A 20695-nucleotide genomic window follows, 5' to 3' on the forward strand; every position below is an offset into this window, starting at 1 on the left:
CGGATGGTGAAAGCTGTCCGGGAGTTCTTATTAGGGAAAATAATGCTGCTTATGATGGTGCATTCATATTGAGTAAAGCGGACCTTGTTGATTTGTTCTGAGTATGTTAAGGTATTATAAATTTATTTTCATTGAAAACTTTGAAATATATATTTATGTATTTACTTTTGTTTTGTTCGTAATTGAATATAGTTCGCAGATAGTAAATAGCAGTTGTTTACCGACCTGAATATTGTTGTTGGCCATTTGTTATTTTGTGCTGTATGGTGGTTAATATAAAACGTTAAAGAATCCGATACCTATATGTAGAATTCTGTATCTAAGCTGTAACCCGACTGGTTTGTTGACCGGCTAGTAATTGGCAGGAACTAAGTCATCAGCGTTTTCTACTAAAGTTATTTACAATCGTTACAGGAATGTTATTTCTCTTGTTGGGACAAGGGCTGAAAAACATATCCCTGCAGTATAGATGTCTCCTTCCCGGGCACTATACGGGTGCCGCTTTACGGGCATAATGTCATTTGTCAGGATGTAATAAATACCTATTAAGATAAATACACTTCAATGATAATTGAACTTGCTGCAAAGCAAAAGAGAAAGATTGCTTTCTTCATGCTGGCATTGCTCTATTTCGACGTGGTTATTCCCAGGAATGCACTGGGAGCACCTGTCCCCAATGTACATTTTCCACACACGCGTCCGGTGCCTGTTATACGCCCGGACAAGGAAAAGGTGCCTGTAGTACCGGCTATTGTACCGGACAAGAAGCTACAGGGGGCTGCACTGCGTCCGGATATCGGCGGACCTACGCAGCCTGAGAGTCAGGCGTTCCACTCCGTGAACAACGACAACATGGTTGATCTGTTCAGCGGAGATTTCACTTATAATATACCATTGCTCGACGTAGGGGGATATCCGGTAGCTATCGGATACAACAGTGGTATCAGTATGGATGAGGAAGCGAGCTGGGTTGGATTGGGCTGGAATATCAATCCGGGTACGATCACCCGTAACCTGCGTGGTATACCGGATGACTTCAATGGTACCGATACCATTCAGAAGACTGCAACCATTAAGACGAATAAAACAGTAGGCATCACCGTTGGAGGTGATCTGGAAATTGCAGGTTTGCCCAAGATGAAGGAAAAGGGGGTGAGTGCAGGCATTGGCGCCAGTCTGGGTGTGACACATAATAATTACCGGGGCTTTGGTATTGAATCTGGTATGAATGCGAGTATTAACGTGGGGGCTAAGAGTATGGGGGCGCTGACATCCGGATTATCCTTTACCAATAGCTCGCAGGAGGGGATTACTGTCGGAACTTCACTGTCTCTGCAGATGGGAAATAAAGAGGCTATTGAGAGCCAGAGCAGTCCTGCGGGAAGTATTACTGTTGGTTTAGCTGCTAATACCAGGTCTGGTCTGAAAGCATTACAGCTGTCGTCTGGCATGAGACAATATGGTAAAGCCATTAAGAATAATCCTGATAAGCATACCAGCATAGGGACTTCAGTTTTTTCTTCTGAGATCTCTTTTGCGCATCCATCCTTCACGCCGACAATTACCCTGCCTTATACCAGTTCACTGATCAGTGTGACTGCCAAATTAGGAGTTACTACCAAGGTGCTTGACGGGCACATTTTCGCAAGTGGTTATGTGTCTAAACAGGGGATTGAACCGGAGGACCGACATATGGCGATACCTGCTTATGGTTACCTGAACTATCAGAATGCTGATCCGTCAGGAGGGGCCTTGCTGGACTTTAACCGTGAGAAGGAGATGGTGTACCGTGAGAAACCTGCCGTGCCTAATATCGCCATTCCTTCTTATACCTATGACGTGTTTTCGATGTCTGGTGAGGGAACCGGTGGTATGTTCCGTGCTTACAGAGGAGATATTGGTTATGTATATGACCATCGGATGAAGACGAAAGATAAGTCGGGCAGATTCAGCGGGGACCTGGCTGTTGGTGACCTCGTGCACTGGGGCGTGGATCTGAATGTGAACAGGTCAAATACCGAGAGTGGTCCGTGGAAGAACATGAACCCACTGGCGGCAACGCTTGGGTTCAGGAAATCGAACAAACAGTTTGAAGCGGCCTATTTCTGGAATCCCGGAGAGAAGTCGGTGAATGCCAAAGCCTTCTATGATAATATTGGTGGTGATGATGTAGTGGCTGTTAACCTGTACCAGGCAAACAGCAGTAGTCCTTTTATTACAACGACGAATGTGCTTAACCGTTATGTGAATAAGCAGCAGGTAGGACAGACCGTTTTGATGCCTGATAATGTGTATAAGAAAGTAAGGGATAAACGTACGCAGGTTATTTCCTACCTGACAGCTGATGAGGCGTCTGTTGCGGGATTGTCAAAGTATATAGATAACTACCGGATCAATTCCTATGGCGCGAATAATTGTGACATGGAATTCCCTTCAGAGCTGGATTCCAGCAGGCATGGTTTACTGGGAGAATATTATGCGGGACATGACTTTCAGCAGTTCCTGTTCTCCAAGGTAGATACCATGGTCAATTATCTGAACGTGAACGACTTTAATGTTGGCAAACCTGCCAATGCGCCCGCCGTAAGTCGTGATTTTTCTATCCGCTGGACGGGAAGGCTGAAAGCGGATGTTACCGGCACCTACAAGATGGTAACGCATTCAGACGATGGTGTGAGACTATATATTAATGACTCCCTGTTCATCAATCGCTGGAACGACCATGGCATAAAACCAGATACGGCTACAGTTAATATGGTAGCCGGTGAATTATATAATATCCGGCTGGAATATTATCAGGCAAAGAAGAAGATCGCCATGCAGTTCCGCTGGATGTATGCGGGCCTGCCGCTATTGCCAATTGGCAGTAGGAACTTTTACCTGATGCCTTCAAAAGATACGTTCACTGTTGGCAACGGTGACCTGTCGAGGGAAAAGCGGATCAACGATTTCAGGAAGAAGAATCATATATCAGAGATCAGCGTATTAAATGGTGATGGCCGCAGATATGTGTATGGTATTCCTGTTTATAACCTGAAGCAGAAGGATGTAACTTTTTCTGTTAATCCGGCGGGAGGGAACAGTAAGGATGGTCTGGTGAAATATACACCGGGCCTGGATAATACAGTCGATAACGACAAGGGGAATGATCATTATTTCAACAAAGAGGAAGTACCTGCTTACGCGCACTCATTCCTGTTGACAGGATTACTTTCTCCTGATTACGTTGACCTGACGGGAGATGGTATCTCTGATGATGACAGGGGAGATGCGGTTAAGTTTAACTATTCGAAGATTGCAGGAATTAAGAATCCGTATAAATGGCGTACGCCTTATAGCGACAGTGCTGTTTATAATGAAGGGTTGAAGACAGATAACCGGGATGACAAGGGCAGTTATGTATATGGAGAGAAAGAGCTGTGGTATCTCAATTCCATCGAGTCCAAAAATATGATCGCTACGTTTAAACTAAGCAACCGTGATGATCAGCCATCTATGGATGAAAATGGGGTGACTGCTCCTGCCAAAGTGTTGAAGAAACTTGAGGAGATCAATTTGTATGTGAAGGCTGATTACCGGAGAGATCCGCTGAAGGCAAGGCCGGTGAAGACGATCCATTTTGAATATAACTATGAGCTTTGTCCGGGGATAAAAGGAAGCGTCGGTGGGAAGCTGACTTTAAAGCGGATCTGGTTTACTTATAATGGTAATAATAAGGCGCAGCGTAATCCATATGTGTTCAACTATAACGGCCATAATCCGGCTTATAGTGGCAAATCATTTGATAGGTGGGGTAATTATAAAGATCCGCTGCAGAACCCAGGATCATCCGCAGGAAACCTGATCACTAATGCTGAATATCCTTATGCATTGCAGGATAGCGCCCTGGCTGCAAAGAATGCGGCTGCATGGACGCTCGATTCTATCGTATTGCCGTCAGGTGGAAGGGTGAAAGTGGACTATGAAAGTGATGACTATGCTTATGTGCAGAACAGACGTGCTGCGCAGCTATTCAAGATTGCAGGGTTGTCTGGCGATGTGCCTAAAACGCTTTCAGACCTGGACAGAAAACTGTATGGTGGTCTGAAGGATTACTTATATGTGTCAGTGAATATATCCAAGCCGGTTAGCAGTAATGCTGATCTATATGCCCGTTATCTTGAAGGAATAGATACTTTATTCTTCCGGTTAAATGTGAAGATGCCGGGAGATAAGTTCGGTAACGGTAATGAATATGTGTCCTGTTATGCCAATATGGAACCGGGCACTTTTGGGTTCTATAATAATGGACAGACCATCTGGTTAAAATTAAAAGCGATTAATCAGTCGGGCGAGACAGACAAATTGTTAAGCGTGTACAGTCCGCTGGCGAAAGCAAGTACACAGTTCCTCCGTTTGAATCTGCCATCGAAGGCTTATCCGGGATCGGATGTAGGAGATGACATAGATTTCGGGGATGCGGTGAAAGTATTGTTATCGCAGGCAGATAACGTGCTCAATATGTTCGCTTCCTATGATAATACAGCCAGGATAAAGGGATGGGCGAATCAGATAGATACTGCACGTTCATTTGTACGGCTGAACAATCCTTATTATAAGAAGTATGGCGGAGGTTTGCGTGTAAAGAGGGTGCGTACTTATGACCACTGGAACGCGATGACCAAACAACGGGAGTCTGTGTATGGTGAGGAATATCAGTATACTACTACACGTACAGTGAATGGCAAAGAGGAAGTGATCAGTAGTGGGGTGGCTACTTTTGAGCCATCCATAGGAGGAGAAGAGAACCCATGGCGGTTGCCGATTGCGTATAAGGAGCAGGTAGCTGCATTAGCGCCTATTGCTGTCGGTTATTCGGAAAAGCCATTGGGTGAGACTTTCTATCCATCTCCATCAGTTGGTTACAGCAAGGTAAGAGTAAGAACGATCCATGCGAAGAATGTACGTTCTGCCAATGGATTTGAGGAGACTTGTTTTTATACCAGTTATGATTTCCCTACGCTGACGGACATGACGCTACTGGCGGATAGTAAAAAGCGCTATAAACCAGCGTTGAGCAATTTTCTGCGTATCAATGCCTGTCATTTCGTGGCGGTGAGCCAGGGCTTCAAGATTGAGCTGAATGATATGAATGGAAAGCTGCGTTCTACATCGAGCTTTTCTGAATCTAATCCTCAGGCGCCTTTTTCCTATACAGAGAATTTTTATAAGGTCGATAACCAGAACGATCCTGTTAAGCACCTTAATAATACAGTAATGGCCATCGATGAGCAGGGCGTTATTGATAGCGTTGCTTCCATCGGAAAGGACATTGAGCTGATGATGGATATGCGTGAGCAGCGTTCTGTTACCAATGCGCTGAACCTTAACCTGAATGGTGACAACTTCACCTTCCCATTCCCGCCCATCTTCCTGTTGCCAACGCTGTGGAACCTCGCGCAACGTGAGGAAACCAAGTTCCAGTCAGTCGGTGCGACGAAGATCATCAATCGTCACGGGATACTGGATAGTGTCGTTGTGGTGGATAAGGGTAGCAGGGTCAGTACCAAAAATATGTTGTTTGATGCAGAGACGGGAGAGCCGGTGCTTAGCCGTACTTATAATGAATATGATGATCCGGTATATAATTTCAGTATGCCGGCAGCTTGGGTTTATAACGGTATGAGCGGGGCTTACAAGAATATCAATACCCTGCTCCGCAATGTTTATATGAACCAGGGCAAGATCGTGAAGGGGCTTGATACGCTGGTTACAGCAGCAGACTATTTCACTGCGGGAGATGAGATCCTGATCGGCTCCAAACAAAAGACGGGCGGCTCTGACTGTTTCCCTGAGATAGCGACGTTTGCGGCAACAACGGTGTTGTATGCGGTGGACGCCAATGCACAGACAGAAGGTGCTACACCTGATATTTATTTTGTAGATCGTGATGGTGTGCCTTTCACGGGGAATGATATATCGATGAAGGTGATCCGTTCCGGAAGAAGGAATATGAATACCGAAGCCGGAGAGTTTGTTTCCCTGGGCAATCCGTTGGTAAGAAATGCATCAGGGTACGCTTTAGTGCTGGATAATAACAGGACATTATCTTCCAGTGTGACCACGTTTGGTCAGTTCTGGAAAGTGGAGGACCAGCTGAAGGCGCAAACGGTAATGAATTGTGTACCGAAAACTTATGCTGAATATGCGGGGAATCAATGCGGTACTTTCTATTACTCAAATACGGAAACCAGTCAGTTCTTCCAGCGTAGCAATTGTGGCCGGGGCTATGTACCTGGAGCGGCGGTAAAATACATTGTACCTGCGGGCAGCTATGCTTCGGATGTCAGTCAGGCGGATGCGGATGCAAAGGCAGCTGCTGATCTGGCATTGAACGGGCAGGACTATGCTGATATGAATGGCACCTGTATTCCATATTACTACAGCGCGGGTATAGATAAAGATTATACAAAGAATAACTGTGGTGTTGGAGGAGTTGGTAGTGTAGTGCCTTATCATCATCCGGCGGGGACAGATTCTTCGCTGGTGAGCCAGGCACAGGCTGACAGTCTTGCCATGATCAAGGCGAATATAGCTGGTCTGGCGAATGCCAATGCGAAAGGTAGCTGTACTTATTATAATAGCCTCATAACAGACTCCATCAGAAAGAATGATTGTCCGGTAGGTATGCAGGGTAGCCTTGTTGCGGTGACAATACCTGCGGGTTTGTTTACCTCTTCTGTTAGTCAGGCGGATGCCAATACAAAGGCCCGCGCTACGGGTCAGGATACTGCGAATGCGAAAGGCCAGTGTATCTCGCCTGCATTGCAAGGCTCAATTAACTGGGGTTGTACGGATGTGGGTTGTACCCAACAGGGAGGAACCACACTGACCTTTACTTTCCCTACGCCAACTACTACAGCGGTAACCTTGTTGGTAGGCCATGTACATAACAGTGTAAATGGACTGTTCTACCAGGGAAGTGATCTGTTTACACCACCAGCAGGTGCGAAAGCTTGGGGACTCAGTCCCAATGTTCCTTCTATCGTTAGGATACCTGCGGGAGTGACCACCTATACTGCAGGTCCTATTATTTATCAGCAGGGATTTGAAGGAGATATTCTTCACTCATGGACTTGTCAATCCTGTCAGGGACCGCCGGTATCGCTGTATGTAAAGTCGATCACCAGTGGTGTGACCACCAACTTTACGCTGACGAATCCAAACGTGAATATATATAACCTGAAGTAGTGACTTCTTTTACCAGATGTTCTATTAACGAGTTGAGTCAATATGAAAAAGCATAAAGCATATAAATTTCTATACAGGGTAGTGGTGTTGTTGCTGCTGTTTGCAGGAAGTGCCGGTACGCAGAACAAGCTGGCCGCACAGGGGCAGGTATCCTGCACCTGTGGATGCCTGCAGCCGTTGTTTGATTACCTGATCACGTCCCGCCGGCTTTTTACGGCGGAGTCTGAGCATGTAGTGATCTCTTCGCTGATACGGGATGCGAGAAGGGCAGGTTATAATATCTCTTATACGCAGTGTGCTATTTTGTATAAGAATATTAACAAGAACTTCTATGCTATCACTACGGATACAGTGGGTACGCTTTACAAGGCGCGTGTAGGTGACTGCGAGATTTCCCTGCAGTCGTCTGCCGGTAGTGTTCAATTCAACAATCTACGCAGTGATGCCTGTACGGGTGCAGATGTGGTAACCTACCACAATGCCGGCGGCAGTGTTAAAGTGGCACAGCTGGAGATCGGTACCTGTTATACCTGCGTTGTTGCGCCTTCGGGCAACTGCTACAGCGCTGTGACGGACACCAGTGTCAATCCTTATGTAAGTGGTCTTGCGGGTAACTGGCGACAGCTGCGGAAGTATACCATGTATACTGACCATAATGAGGTGAATGCCACGCAGTCGCTGCATGCGAGAACAGCGGGTACTATTTTCAATTTTACCTATTACTGGAAGCTAAATAATAAGCAATGGGTAATACAGCCTGATACGGTGAGATGGTTGTGGATGCAGGAGACCACTTTGTACAGTCTTAAAGGAGTTGAGGTAGAGACGAAGGATCCGCTTGGCAGGTATAAGTCGGTACTGCTGGGATATGGACATGCTTTGCCTACGACGGTGACGGAAAACGGCAGATACCGGGAGACGGCGTTTGATGGATTTGAAGATTATTTCCTGAATGAAGCCGTTTGCGGGAATGGTTGTGTTGTTCCGAGAAGTTTTGATTTCTCACCTTATAAGCAATACCTGGATACGACCGAACAACATACAGGCCGATACAGCCTGAAGGTGGCCGCGGGAAGCGCTTATGGCATCAGTGCGAATATCTCCGCCACTGATATTGATACTTTCCGGGTTGCCTATATGAAGGATAGCAGTAATTGCCGGTACAAGCAATTGGTGTTAAAAGGTATCGATGCGGGCAAGGAAGTCCTGTTGCCTACGTTTTCGCCGCTGGCCGGAAAACGTTTGTTACTCAGTGCATGGGTGAAAGAGGGACAGGTATGCAGTGGCAATACTTATACATCCAACCAGATATGGGTGAAGATAAAACGAGCAACGGACAGTATAACGATCATAGCGGTGCCCGATGGCAGCATTATTGAGGGCTGGCAGCGATATGAACGGCCGCTGGATGTTCCTGCTGATGCTGTCAGCGTTACGCTGTATCTGCAAGCTACAGGATCTGTGCCGGTGTATTTTGACGACATCCGTATACATCCCTATAGTGCTACGATGAAGTCTTTTGTGTATAGTCCTGATAACCTTCGTCTGATGGCTGAACTGGATGAAAATAACTATGCCACCATGTATGAATATGATGATGACGGTACGTTGATCCGCCTGAAGAAAGAGACTGAACGCGGAATTAAAACAATTTCAGAAAGTAGGGGCTCTTTGTTAAAGGAAGTACTGCCATAGTCATTCATTGTGAAAATAATTAAGAGATGAGAAAAGATTCATTTTTAATAAAGGCGGGCCTGGTTAATAACCCGACATCAGCCGTGAGGACGCTGTTGCCGTTTGTGTTCCTGCTGTTCTTTATACTGATGGGAACAGGCAGTCAGGCGCAAAGCGTGACGGTGGCGAAGGATATACTGGATGGCAGTAAGGGAGAGCTGGCGAAAGACTCGATTGCCTTTACAGAGGATACCGCATATTTTAATCCCACCCTGCGGGATAATCTGGATACACCCTATACGGTAAAGAATGTTATTACGTTTAAGATCAACGAATATGCGCGTGTGCTGCTGCCGGCTACTTTTACGGCATCGGTGAATGTGCGTATCATTTATAGCAAGCCGGATCTGAGCATTGATTCTGTGGAGCGGGTAATGAATATTAACTATTCAGATACCAGCGTCTATACGGCCAGGAGCAGTTTTGTATTTAATAATGCACACAGGGTTACTGTCAAAATATTGAGTGTAACAACCAATGCGACATCAAATGTGGTGCCGGCGCTGGTATTGGAGAATGAGATGGATATACGTCTTGTATATAAGTTATCATGCGTGAATGGTGGGGTGCAAAGTATCGGGATCGTTTCCCCAACGCCTGCCAATACAGATTCTACAGACGAGATCGGGGTTACCTGGCCGGCGATGACGGGCGCGGATGTATACGACCTGGAGTGGGCCTATATTGATTCAACGGCCTTGCTGAGTGGAAGATATGGGGAACCGCTAAACCGCAACCTGATATTCCGGAATAATGCCACCCGTGTGACGGTGGCGACAAACACATATAATATCCCCCTGTTGTATAGTAATGGTGGTGTATTGTTTTTCCGTGTGAGGGCCGTGCAGGAAAAGACGGGTGTGGGCAGAACAGAGACGCCGTGGAGTTCCTTATACCAGGACGGTCTTGGACAATATGCTTTTACAGGTCATCAGCACCAGTTGAACTGGCAGTCGAAGGTAGAATTTGCGGAGAATGGGATGAGAAAGGCGGTTGTGAGATACTATGATGGTAGTTTGCGGAACCGCCAGACGGTGACGAAGGATAACACGACCAATACGACGGTTGTGGCAGAAACCTATTACGATCGTCAGGGGCGTTCTGCTATTGAGGTGCTTCCTGCGCCGACTTTAAGTTCGGTGATTAAGTATTCCCGCAATTTTAACCGTACTATTAATGGTGGCGAGTATGACAAAGGGAATTATGATACGCTGGTCAATGCTGCGGATATACTGACGGCAGCTGCCAGTCCGATGTCGAATACATCCGGCGCCAACCAGTACTACTCTGCCAATAATCCGGAGAAGGACAACGGCGTAAATAAATACATTCCGGATGCCGGAGGGTATGCTTTTACTGAGACTTCCTACACGCAGGATAATACTGACAGGATAAGCCGGAAAAGTGGCGTAGGGCCTACGTATCGTTTGGGTAGTAACCATGAGACAAAATTTAGTTATGGTGCACCGGGCGACAATGATCTGGACGCGTTGTTTGGAACGGAGATAGGGGTAAAGTCGCACTACTTCAAAAATATTGTGCAGGATGCCAATGGGCAGTATCATGTCAGTTATATCGATATGTATGGCCGTACGGTAGCTACGGCATTGTCTGGCGTACCAGACAGCGCTAACCTGGCGGGGCTTTCCTATAATCCGCTTATTTCTTATACAGATACCCTGTCTAAAGCGAATAACAGGATAGTGAAGGACCTGGTGATGGAAAATACCCAGAGCCAGCTGGTGACGTTACCGGGTAATTATGTCTTTAATTATAAGTTGCAGGCACCTGTTTTGCAGCGTAGTGATTGTAATAATAACACGGTTTGTTATAACGGGTTGTTTGACCTGGAGATAAGTATTACTGATGATGCATCCAATCAGCGTCTGGGAGGTAAGCCCTTTGATACGGTACTGCATAATTATACACCGGGATCAATTCCTGCTAGCTGTGGGGTGCCTGATATGACCGTTGGATTTACCATCTTTTTGCCTGCAGGTACTTACCAGATCACCAAACGTCTGAGCGTGAACCGTGAGGCGATGGACTATTACAGGGATAGTGTGTACATGAAGAAGCAAATGTGTACTACGCTTGAACAGTTTGTACAGCAACAGCGGGATATCCTGGCGAAGGACAGCGCTAAGGGCTGTGTGCCGGATTGTAAGGCCTGCCGCGATAGTATTGGTGCCTGGGATGCTTTCAGGAATAATTATCTGGCAAAAGCGGGTGTTTCACCGGTTGATTCAGCTTCTTACAGGGGAGCCGTATATGCAGCTTACCTGGCGGCAGTAGCTGCTTGTGATGTGTTGTGTGATGCAGGTTCAGAGATAGCGGGTATCAGAAATGCGATGTTGCTGGATGTAACCGGGCCTTATGGTCAATATGCGAATCCGGCGGATACATTGAATGTTTATTCCATCTTTTATCATGCGGATGAAAATATAACGGCACCGTATAGAAGGGATACTGTTGTGTATTATGATGAGCTGGGACGCAGGGATACGGTATATGATGAGATCAGCGATACCTATGTAATACCACAGTTGTTGCATCCGCAGCAGTTTGCGGCGAAGTTCAAGGAATCGTGGGCGGAAGCGTTGCTGAAGTTCCATCCGGAGTATTATAAGCTGCTGGAAATGCAAAAGTATGCCGATAGTTATCTGTGGGATAAGACCTTTGAGGGCATAGATACTTATGCGGAAGCGAAAGCAGCGGGCTACCTGAATCCTACTGCCAACAATAGCTTTATTTTCCCTGTGGTAACAGGCAATATAGATCCGCTTGCGGCAACAGCCAAAGATGGATTGGAGAAGATGCTCAATAATTTTAATGGTGGCAGTGGCGCCAGTCTGTTGTCTATGTGGAGTATGGCAACAGTAAGTGTGAAGTGCTCCCGTAATGGTGCTAATTGTTATCAGCAATATAATACACCGGCAAAGGCCTTCAATGAAGCTCTGATGTGTAAGGGTGATCTGGATATGGCCTGGAGGGCGTTCCGCCAGATGTATCTGACTACCAAGCATAACATCATCAATGATAGAATTAACAATGTTATTTACCCGGGTTATCCGAGGGTAACATCCGCACAGCTCAGTGCTGCGGGTAATCAACCTGATTTTTATGTGGTAACTGATGCGCTGAAAGAGAACGGTGGTGGATTCATGGGTAATAATGCTGACAGCACTATATTGAAAGATTCTGCCAATGCGCAGTTGCAGCGGTCTTATGATGAAAACTGCAGGAGTTATGTACAGGCATGGGTAAAACAACTGGCGCCTTGTAAGTACAGCCAGCAGGTACTGGATAGCATCCTTATACCAAAATTGCTGGCAGTTTGTAAGGAAGGTGCGGATATGGACCATCCATATGGGGCCAGTTCCGTGAAACCATCCAGTGGCAGTTATTACAGAAGTTTCAGTGATGTATTGAATGCTTATAATGCGCAGGCGGGTATTACAGATCCGCTGAGCTGTAATGCTTACCTTATTACATTACCGGCGCCGTATGATAAACAGGCTGCTTATACAAACCGGCCGACTTACACCGCACCGGGTGATTGTGAGTGTAATCAACTCAGGCTCTTAAATACAGAGTATCTGGCTTATAAGAAGCCATCTGATATTTCACTGGCGACTTATCTGAATCGTACGAGAGGTACTTCTTTATCTGACGTGGAAGTACAGCAGTTGCTGAGTGCATGTAATGTACCGGGAACGAATACCTGTACCTATTTTGAACAGCCGTTGGTGATTCCGACCATCATGCAATGTAATATAGCAGCACCCTGTGCAAGCTGTGAGGTGGTAGGCAACAGCTACAGCCGTTTCCAGGCAAGCTATCCGGGTGTTACACCGCTGCGGGAAGAAGCAGATTCTGTGCAGCAACGAAAGAATGAGCTGTTTGTGAACTTCATGAACAATCAGCTGGGAATGAGCAAACAGCTGTGGGAATATATGGCATTTATGGATACCTGTCAGCTTTATCCATTTAAAGACAGCATTGTTTGTCGCGGGGGAAAACAGTTGATCCATAGTTATGCAACAGGAAGTATTGATACTGTTTACGATGTTATCCGCACACCGGATAACGGGTTTATGATAGCGGGTTCCACTACGATCGCAGCGAATAATAAGAACGCATATCTTATCAGGACGGATAGTAAGGGTGAGGTGCTGTGGTCCAAACATTACGGTGGTGCCGGCAATGACGATTTTATGCGGATCAGGTCTACAACCGACGGTGGATATATAGCCGTTGGTACCATTGCGGCTTATGCAGTAGCGCGAGATGCGATGATCGTTAAGCTGACGGCCCAGGGCGATGTGACCTGGAGCAAACGTGTCGGATTGAATACGACATGGGGAGAGGTGGGTACTGACATTGTACAAACCAGTGATGGTGGTTATGCTTATGTAGCGCGCTATAATCTGGCAGATGGTGTGGCTGATTTTCTGGTCGGCTCACTTCAGGCTGATGGTGCCTTCAACTGGCTGAAACGTTTTGGACAGGGTAGCGGTGATGAAGGTTATTCACTGCTGGAGAACAAGGATACACTGGTGATTGCAGGATGCTCATGGGTAACTGGCGTTACAGGTCAGTTTGATGGCTGGATATTGAAGGTAGATAAAAAGACGGGTAAGCAGCTGCATGTTCATTGGTATGACATTGGTCAGCCGACGAAGACTATCACTAACTTTTCAAATTTTATTCATAAGGTAAAGGGTGGTTATATCACCAGTTATTCTGCTGGTGATGCTGGCGGCGTAAGACAGGCTATACTGAGTGTAGCTGATAATGGTCAGATAAAGTATGTGAAACAGTTTTCCCGTCCGCTGGATAAAACAGTCATCCGGTGGATGCCGACAGCCGTGGGATCGGATGGTAATATTATGGCGGTACAGAATGTCCAGCTTGCCAATAACTATGGTATTGTGTGGGAGAAAACAAGTGGAGATGGCAACCTGCTCTGGTCAGATCTGTTCAAGTCGGATAGTGCTGTTTTCTTTGCAAAACTTGTAGAAAACGCTGATGGCGGATTTGTGGGTGCTGGTAATTATAGCCGGAGTGCTATGATGATATTTACGCCACCTAATGGTCCGATGGGATGTAGCGATAGTCTGATCAATGATACTTTTGATCCTGTTGGAGTGAGGTTTAATCCTGATACCGTGATGGTTTGGGATGTTGTGATCAAGGATACCGCAGTGAAGGCATTTACACTTACCGGCAATGCGATAGCGCCGGTACATAAAGTGTTTAACTGTATAGGAGCTGACAGTTGCTTCCGCATGAGTAAGGGGCCGTTGCTTTGTGGTAATACTAAACCGGTATTTGGCGATGTAGATGTGAATGAGATCAACAACTGTTCTGACAATGAGTTTTTTGCGGTAAGTAAAGGAACGGAGTTGTTCAATGCCTATAGAGATTCTCTGAAAGCCGGTTTCAATAAGGTATATATTGATAGTTGCATGAATGCGGGATTGCGGGAGATCTTTACAGTTTCCTATACCACTTCTGAGTATCATTATACCTTGTATTATTATGACCGTGCGGGCTCTTTGGTGAAGACCGTGCCACCGGCAGGTGTGGTGGTGAACCGTACGCCTACCTGGTTAAATGCCGTGAAGGCCGCCAGGGCGAAAGGTCTGGAACAGCTGCCGGCGCATACCATGGTGACGAATTACAGGTACAATACCCTGAACCAGGTGATTGCCAAGATGACGCCGGATATCACTGCGGCATTGCGATATGCTTATGACAGGGTTGGACGACTGGTGGCTGCGCAACCGGTAATATCGAGCAGCTGGGTTTACACGGTGTATGATAATCTGGGTCGTATAACACAGACGGGAGCGACCACTACGCAGCTCGTGAATACTACCAGCCGTAATCCGTATTCACTGGCGCAATGGTATGCGAATATGCTGAGGACCGAAGTGATTGCTACGACTTATGACGAGCCTTATACGCCGTTATCAGGAGTTGTGATCAGCCAGCGTAACCTGCGTGGCCGTGTATCCTGGTCGGGCGTATTTTCTGGTACGGCAGCTGTCAATAGTGGTGCTTATACTTTTGGCACCTTTTATAGCTATGATGCGCATGGTAACGTGGATACCCTGGTACAGGACTTTAAGACTGGCGGCATGGCAGATGGTAATAACCGTTGGAAGAAAATGGTGTACCAGTATGATCTGATCAGCGGAAAGGTGAAACATATGGCTTATCAGCCGGGAGCAAGAGATGCATTGTATCATCGTTTTACCTACAATGCGAACAATAAGATGACAAATGTGGAGACAAGCCGTGATAGCATTAACTGGGACAAGGATGCTTATTATCAGTATTATAAATATGGTCCGCTGGCCAGAGCGGTGATAGGACAACAGCAGGTGCAGGGTATTGACTATGCATATACTTTGCAGGGTTGGGTGAAGGGTATCAATAGTACGGCTGATACTTCCATATTTGATATGGGAGGAGATGGCGCCAGCACCAGCTCAGTTGCAAAAGATGTATATGGCCTTGCATTGCACTACTATGGTGCGAGAGATTATAAACCGATTGGTAGTACTGCGCGTCCTTTTGCTGATCCGGGTACTGTTGGTGGTAACTTTAAGCCCTTGTTTAACGGGAATATTGCTGGTATCAGTCAGAACATATCATCTGTCGGATCGCCGTTGATGTATAACTATACCTATGATGTGTTGAACAGGATAGCAGGGATGCAAGCTGTAAAAGGACTGGATAAGACTAATAATACCTGGACACCTGTTGTATTGCCGGACTTTAAGGAGGATATATCTTATGATCCGAACGGTAATATCAGGACATATCTCCGCAAAGGGAATAATACTTTCGCAGGCCAGCCGCTGGCAATGGATAGTCTGACGTATAACTATACCAGCGGTACGAATAAGCTGTTATACATTTTTGATGGTGTTGCTGCTGGCAACTATCCGAATGATATAGATAACCAGGCAACCAATAACTATAACTATACGGGTGGAGGTCAGTTGAATCTTGACAGGGCTGCGGGAATAACAAGCATCCAATGGACAGGATATGATAAGATCAGGCTCATAAGCTCGGCAAGTGGTAGTACCAATTATACCTATGATGTTTCCAATAAGCGCGTGAGTAAAACCTTCAAGGGTATACAGACCTGGTATGTAAGGGATGCTTCCGGTAATGTGATGAGTGTTTATGTGAAAGGAGATAGTTCTTTAAATGGTGGGTTGCTTACGCAGACAGAGGCGCACCTGTATGGAGATGACAGGCTGGGGATTAACGATCTGAGTACGGATGTACAGAGTGCTCCGTTAGAGAATAGCATCGATCTTCCCGGATTGGGATCTGCGACTGAGGTTGCTTTTGTGAGGGGCAAAAAGCTATTTGAGCTGAGTAATCATCTGGGGAATGTTTTGGCAACGGTATCTGACAGAAGAAGAGGCGTATCGACAGATGGTAGTACGATCGATCACTATGAAGCGAATCTGGTTTCTGCGCAGGATTATTATCCTTTCGGTATGCAAATGCCGGGAAGAGGTTTTGCAAGTGGTAATTACAGATATGGCTTTAATGGTAAGGAGAATGATAATGATGTGAAGGGCGATGGGAATCAGCAGGACTATGGCATGAGGATTTATGATAACAGAGTGGGCAGGTTCCTGAGTATGGACCCGCTGGCCCCGAAATATCCTGAGCTGACGCCTTATCAGTTTGCAAGTAATAAGCCTATCAATTCGATTGACCTTGATGGTCTGGAGAGCTGGGAGTTAACTACTCCGCTGTTTAAATTGAATGCGGCGCTGGAGATCTCAAATAACAAAACGGCGATCTTCATACAACAGCAAAGGGCGATAGAGCAGGAAAGAATAAATGTGATGTTTGAGCAATCGGCAAAAACTCCGAAAATATCAAAGACAGATGATTGTATCAGATGTCAGGAGATCATCGATGCGCACTATGAAGGCCTGCGTCTGGAGGAAAAGAATTCGAACCTGGATCCGATAGTGCAGGGAGGCGCTGGTTTTGGGCGAGGTCTTGTAAGAGATCCGTTCTTCCAGGTTTCCGCTGGTTATGTGCTGGGAAGCGGTCTTGGTTTCCTGATGCCACGTCTTGACCCCAAGTTAACATGGGCAACGTTTGGGATTAAATTCAGCGTGGATGTAGCCGGTCAGACACTTTCAAACGGCGGTAATATCTGGAAAACAGATTTCTTTGATGCAGGACTGGCTGGCCTTACAATGCCAATGACTGCTCATGCTCTGGGTTCGCTCGTAGATGTGAAACCATTTGATAAAGATAAAATCGGGCTTACGTTCTATAATAAATCACTTTTATCAACAGGAATTGATTTTGGTGTGAAAGTCGTATTTGGAGGAAGTAAGTATGGCTTAGGTGGTTGGTCAAAAGCAAAACTCAACAATTCATTGGGATTCAAATCATCGTATCTTACTAATGCGATAAGTGATGGCTTGCAGGAGACCTATAGGCAAATGGCTAATTTCCCGGTAAGCGCAACGGGTAAGTTGGCAAGAAAGGCGGTAAAGAGAAAGTCGGGTTACTAAGATCAGTAAGTATAATAGTTAGCCCCCTGATGTTTACACAAACATCAGGGGGCTAACTATTTATTGCATACTAGTTTTTAGGTGAAAGATCTTCGTCAATTATGGACTGACCTGAAAATGTTTTGATACAATTCCGGATATGTGTTTCACTTGTATTTAAGCCCAGCAGACTTATGGAGTATTCACGGGGGCGAGTCTTTAACGTCAGGACCAGCGATAAGGTAGTCATACTGTCGCTTGGGCTTTCCACTATTTTATATCCTTTGATATTTTCCCAGGGAATAGTCTTTTTTTTATGTGTTATACCGTCGGGTGAAAATATAATTGCTGCCTTATTGTCAAATATGCCATATAAACAATAAGCGTCGACACATACAATGAACAGGATAAAGAGACCGGCAGCAACCGGATTTTCCTGTAACTGAATTTTAGTTTCTTTATATCCCAGAAAAAAGCTGGCTACAAGTCCGGTAAATAGAACCGAGAGGACGATGTATAAAGACTTTGATTTCCTTATTGTAATATTGCCAGGTGCCATAGGTCATTAGAAATTAGAATGGTAAAAGTACAGATAATATGTAAAGATAGTTTGTATCAAAACCGAACAGTTATTCCATAATACTGGACATATCTAATAATATTTAATAATTAATCGTTTGTTAGTTATATTGGTTTTCCGTTGGCATGTCACTTGTGCCCACTGTCCCGAACGCAATGCAAAGCGGAGCATCCCATGATAAGAAACCACTTAAAGATCGCCTGGCGTAGTTTGCTGTCCACTAAACGCTTTTCCATTATTAATATTTCCGGTTTAGCCGTAGGAATGGCAGCGGCAGGACTGGTATTTTTATGGCTGCAAAACGAGATCAGCTTTGATAAGTTTCATGAAAATAAGGATCGCCTGTATGAGGTGCGGGGTCTGACTGCTGTTGATGGAACGAAAATCGTGATCAATCAGACAGAGCAGCCGCTGGGGCCGGCTTTAAAGAAGGATTTTGGTGAAATAGAGAGTGCCGCGCGATTGGCGGATGTCAGTAGCCTGCTGCTGACGGCAGGGGATAAACGTTTTACAGGCATCAATGGCGGGTTTGTAGATCCTGCATTTCTCCGGATGTTTAGTTTCCCGGTTGTCGGGACAACAAGCACAGCACCCCTGAAGCAGATCAATTCCATTGTTATTACGGAGGGATTGGCGGAGAAGCTGTTTGGAAAAGAGGATGCCCTGAATAAGGTGATTAAGATCGATTCTGTTGATTATTTCCAGGTAACAGCGGTGCTGAAACACCTTCCGTCAAATACCCGTTTCGATTTTGAGTATCTGTTGCCCTGGGATTATCTGCGTAAAATAGGCTGGAATAATGACAGCTGGCTCAGTAACAATATATCGACGTTTGTATTGCTGAAGCCTAATACCAATGTGACTACATTCAATGATAAGATAGCGGGGATTGCGCGGCGTTACTCCGGCAATCCTGAGGTGTGGACGCACTTCCTTTTCCCGCTTGAACAATGGCATCTTTATGCAGAGTTTAAGGATGGAAAGCCATCGGGCGGGCGTATTACCGTGGTACGGTTGTTTACTGTTGTCGTGATATTGATTCTGTTAATTGCCTGTATCAATTTTATTAACCTGAGCACTGCCAAGAGTGAGAAACGTGCAAAGGAAGTAGGTGTGCGTAAAGTGGCGGGGGCAGGGAAGGGGATGCTGATCTCCCAGTTTATGACAGAAGCACTGTTGATGTCGTTTATTGCAGGTACTATTGCGTTGGCCATCGTACATCAGGCCCTGCCTTATTTTAATGGGCTGGTAAATGTACCACTTTCCATTCCCTATGGTAGTACAGGCTTCTGGGTGAGTGCCCTGGGCTTTATATTGATCACCGGGGTACTGGCCGGGTCTTATCCAGCCTTTTATCTTTCTGCTTTTAAACCTGTGAGTGTACTGAAAGGCGGATTCAGGGGCAGGGAAGGGCGATTGTCTCCAAGAAAGGTGCTGGTGATATTCCAGTTCACGTTTGCTGTTATCCTGATCATTTCGACCATTGTTATCCGCAACCAGATCAGGTACGCCCAGGAGCGGGAGACGGGGTATTCCAGGAGTAATCTTATCAATGTGAACTTTGAGGGAGATATTGCGAAGAATTATGACCTGATCAGACATGATCTGATCAGTGAGGGTATCGCCGCGTCAGTAACGAAAACCATGTCTGCCATTACAGAACGTGGTAGTAATACGTGGGGATTGGAATGGGAAGGTAAACCGACCAATTTTGAAGGCACCATCGCTTTGTTCAGCGCTGACGCAAACCTGGTTAAAACTGTGGGATTGCAGCTGAAGGAGGGAAGGGATATAGATATTCACCGTTATCCGACAGACAGTTTTGCTGTGTTGCTGAATGAAACAGCGGTGAAGGTGATGGGATTCAAGGACCCGATAGGACAGCTCATCCGGCAGAGCGGAAATGTGAACTGGAAGGTAGTGGGGGTTGTGAAAGACTATGTTATTGGTTCTTCTTACGGAACAGTGCCGCCAGTGGTCATTGAAGGTCCTGCAAGCTGGTTTAACACCCTGCATATCAGGTTCAACACTTCCGGATCCGTTGCGGAGTACCTGAAGAAAGCGGAAGTAATATTTAACCGGTATAACCCGGGTTATCCTTTCAATTATCAGTTTACGGATCAGCAATATGCGAAGCTGTTTGATGCAGAACAGCGTACGCAGGCATTGGCGGGGTTATCTGCCGCATTGGCGATATTTATATCCTGTCTCGGATTGCTGGGATTGTCGGCCTATGTAGCAGAGCGCCGTGTGAAGGAAATTGGAGTACGGAAAGCGTTGGGTGCTTCGGTGCTGAATATTACCGGATTGCTGACATTTGATTTTATGAAGCTGGTAGTGGCGGCGATTGTGGTAGCGATTCCTATCGGCTGGCTGGCGATGAATGCGTGGTTAGAGCATTTTGAATATAAGGTTGCTATTAATGGGTTCGTGTTTGTGTTTGCCGCATTGCTGGTGATCAGTATTACGTTGCTGACGGTTAGTTATGAAGTAATACGGGCAGCGATGGTGAATCCGGTGAAGAGTTTGAAGAGGGAATAGGGGCTTGGGGCTCCCGGAATTGTTTGTCCTGATTAGCTGGTGTTGATCTTACAAGATA

5 protein-coding genes are annotated in these 20695 nt (G+C 46.0%); 4 read left to right on the top strand and 1 reads right to left on the bottom strand.

Annotated features, from left to right (window positions below; all coding sequences use genetic code 11):
* Nucleotides 1-564 precede the first annotated feature (564 nt).
* Genes CLV42_RS26980 through CLV42_RS26990 form a run of 3 tightly spaced genes read left to right on the top strand, consistent with a single transcriptional unit; the run spans nucleotide 565 to nucleotide 17537 of the window.
* A complete protein-coding gene (locus CLV42_RS26980; protein ID WP_106605051.1) occupies nucleotides 565-7230 on the top strand; it encodes a DUF5977 domain-containing protein in 6666 nt (2221 codons plus the stop codon).
* A 42-nt stretch (nucleotides 7231-7272) separates the two neighbouring features.
* The gene (locus CLV42_RS26985) at nucleotides 7273-8925 is read left to right on the top strand and encodes a hypothetical protein (RefSeq protein WP_106605052.1); all 1653 of its coding nucleotides are present in this window, start codon (nucleotides 7273-7275) and stop codon (nucleotides 8923-8925) included.
* Between the two features lie 26 nt (nucleotides 8926-8951).
* Nucleotides 8952-17537: an RHS repeat domain-containing protein gene (locus CLV42_RS26990; RefSeq protein WP_106605053.1), complete on the top strand. Its 8586-nt coding sequence runs from the start codon at nucleotides 8952-8954 to the stop codon at nucleotides 17535-17537.
* 70 nt (nucleotides 17538-17607) lie between these two features.
* Here CLV42_RS26990 and CLV42_RS26995 read toward each other — a convergent pair whose 3' ends face one another.
* Complete coding sequence (locus CLV42_RS26995; RefSeq protein ID WP_106605054.1) at nucleotides 17608-18075, bottom strand: hypothetical protein; 468 nt, start codon at nucleotides 18073-18075, stop codon at nucleotides 17608-17610.
* Between the two features lie 195 nt (nucleotides 18076-18270).
* On the opposite strand from CLV42_RS26995, the gene CLV42_RS27000 reads away from it, so the two are divergent.
* The gene (locus CLV42_RS27000) at nucleotides 18271-20637 is read left to right on the top strand and encodes an ABC transporter permease (RefSeq protein WP_106605055.1); all 2367 of its coding nucleotides are present in this window, start codon (nucleotides 18271-18273) and stop codon (nucleotides 20635-20637) included.
* Nucleotides 20638-20695: the final 58 nt, after the last annotated feature.

Origin of the sequence: Chitinophaga ginsengisoli (assembly GCF_003014595.1) — a bacterium.
In the GTDB taxonomy this organism is placed as follows: Bacteria; Bacteroidota; Bacteroidia; order Chitinophagales; family Chitinophagaceae; genus Chitinophaga; species Chitinophaga ginsengisoli.

Excerpts from the sequence above, each read along its gene's own strand:
- CLV42_RS26980 (WP_106605051.1), top strand. The coding sequence starts at position 565 with ATGATAATTGAACTTGCTGCAAAGCAAAAGAGAAAGATTGCTTTCTTC.
- CLV42_RS26990 (WP_106605053.1), top strand. The coding sequence starts at position 8,952 with ATGAGAAAAGATTCATTTTTAATAAAGGCGGGCCTGGTTAATAACCCG.
- CLV42_RS26995 (WP_106605054.1), bottom strand. The coding sequence starts at position 18,075 with ATGGCACCTGGCAATATTACAATAAGGAAATCAAAGTCTTTATACATC.
- CLV42_RS27000 (WP_106605055.1), top strand. The coding sequence starts at position 18,271 with ATGATAAGAAACCACTTAAAGATCGCCTGGCGTAGTTTGCTGTCCACT.
- CLV42_RS26985 (WP_106605052.1), top strand. The coding sequence starts at position 7,273 with ATGAAAAAGCATAAAGCATATAAATTTCTATACAGGGTAGTGGTGTTG.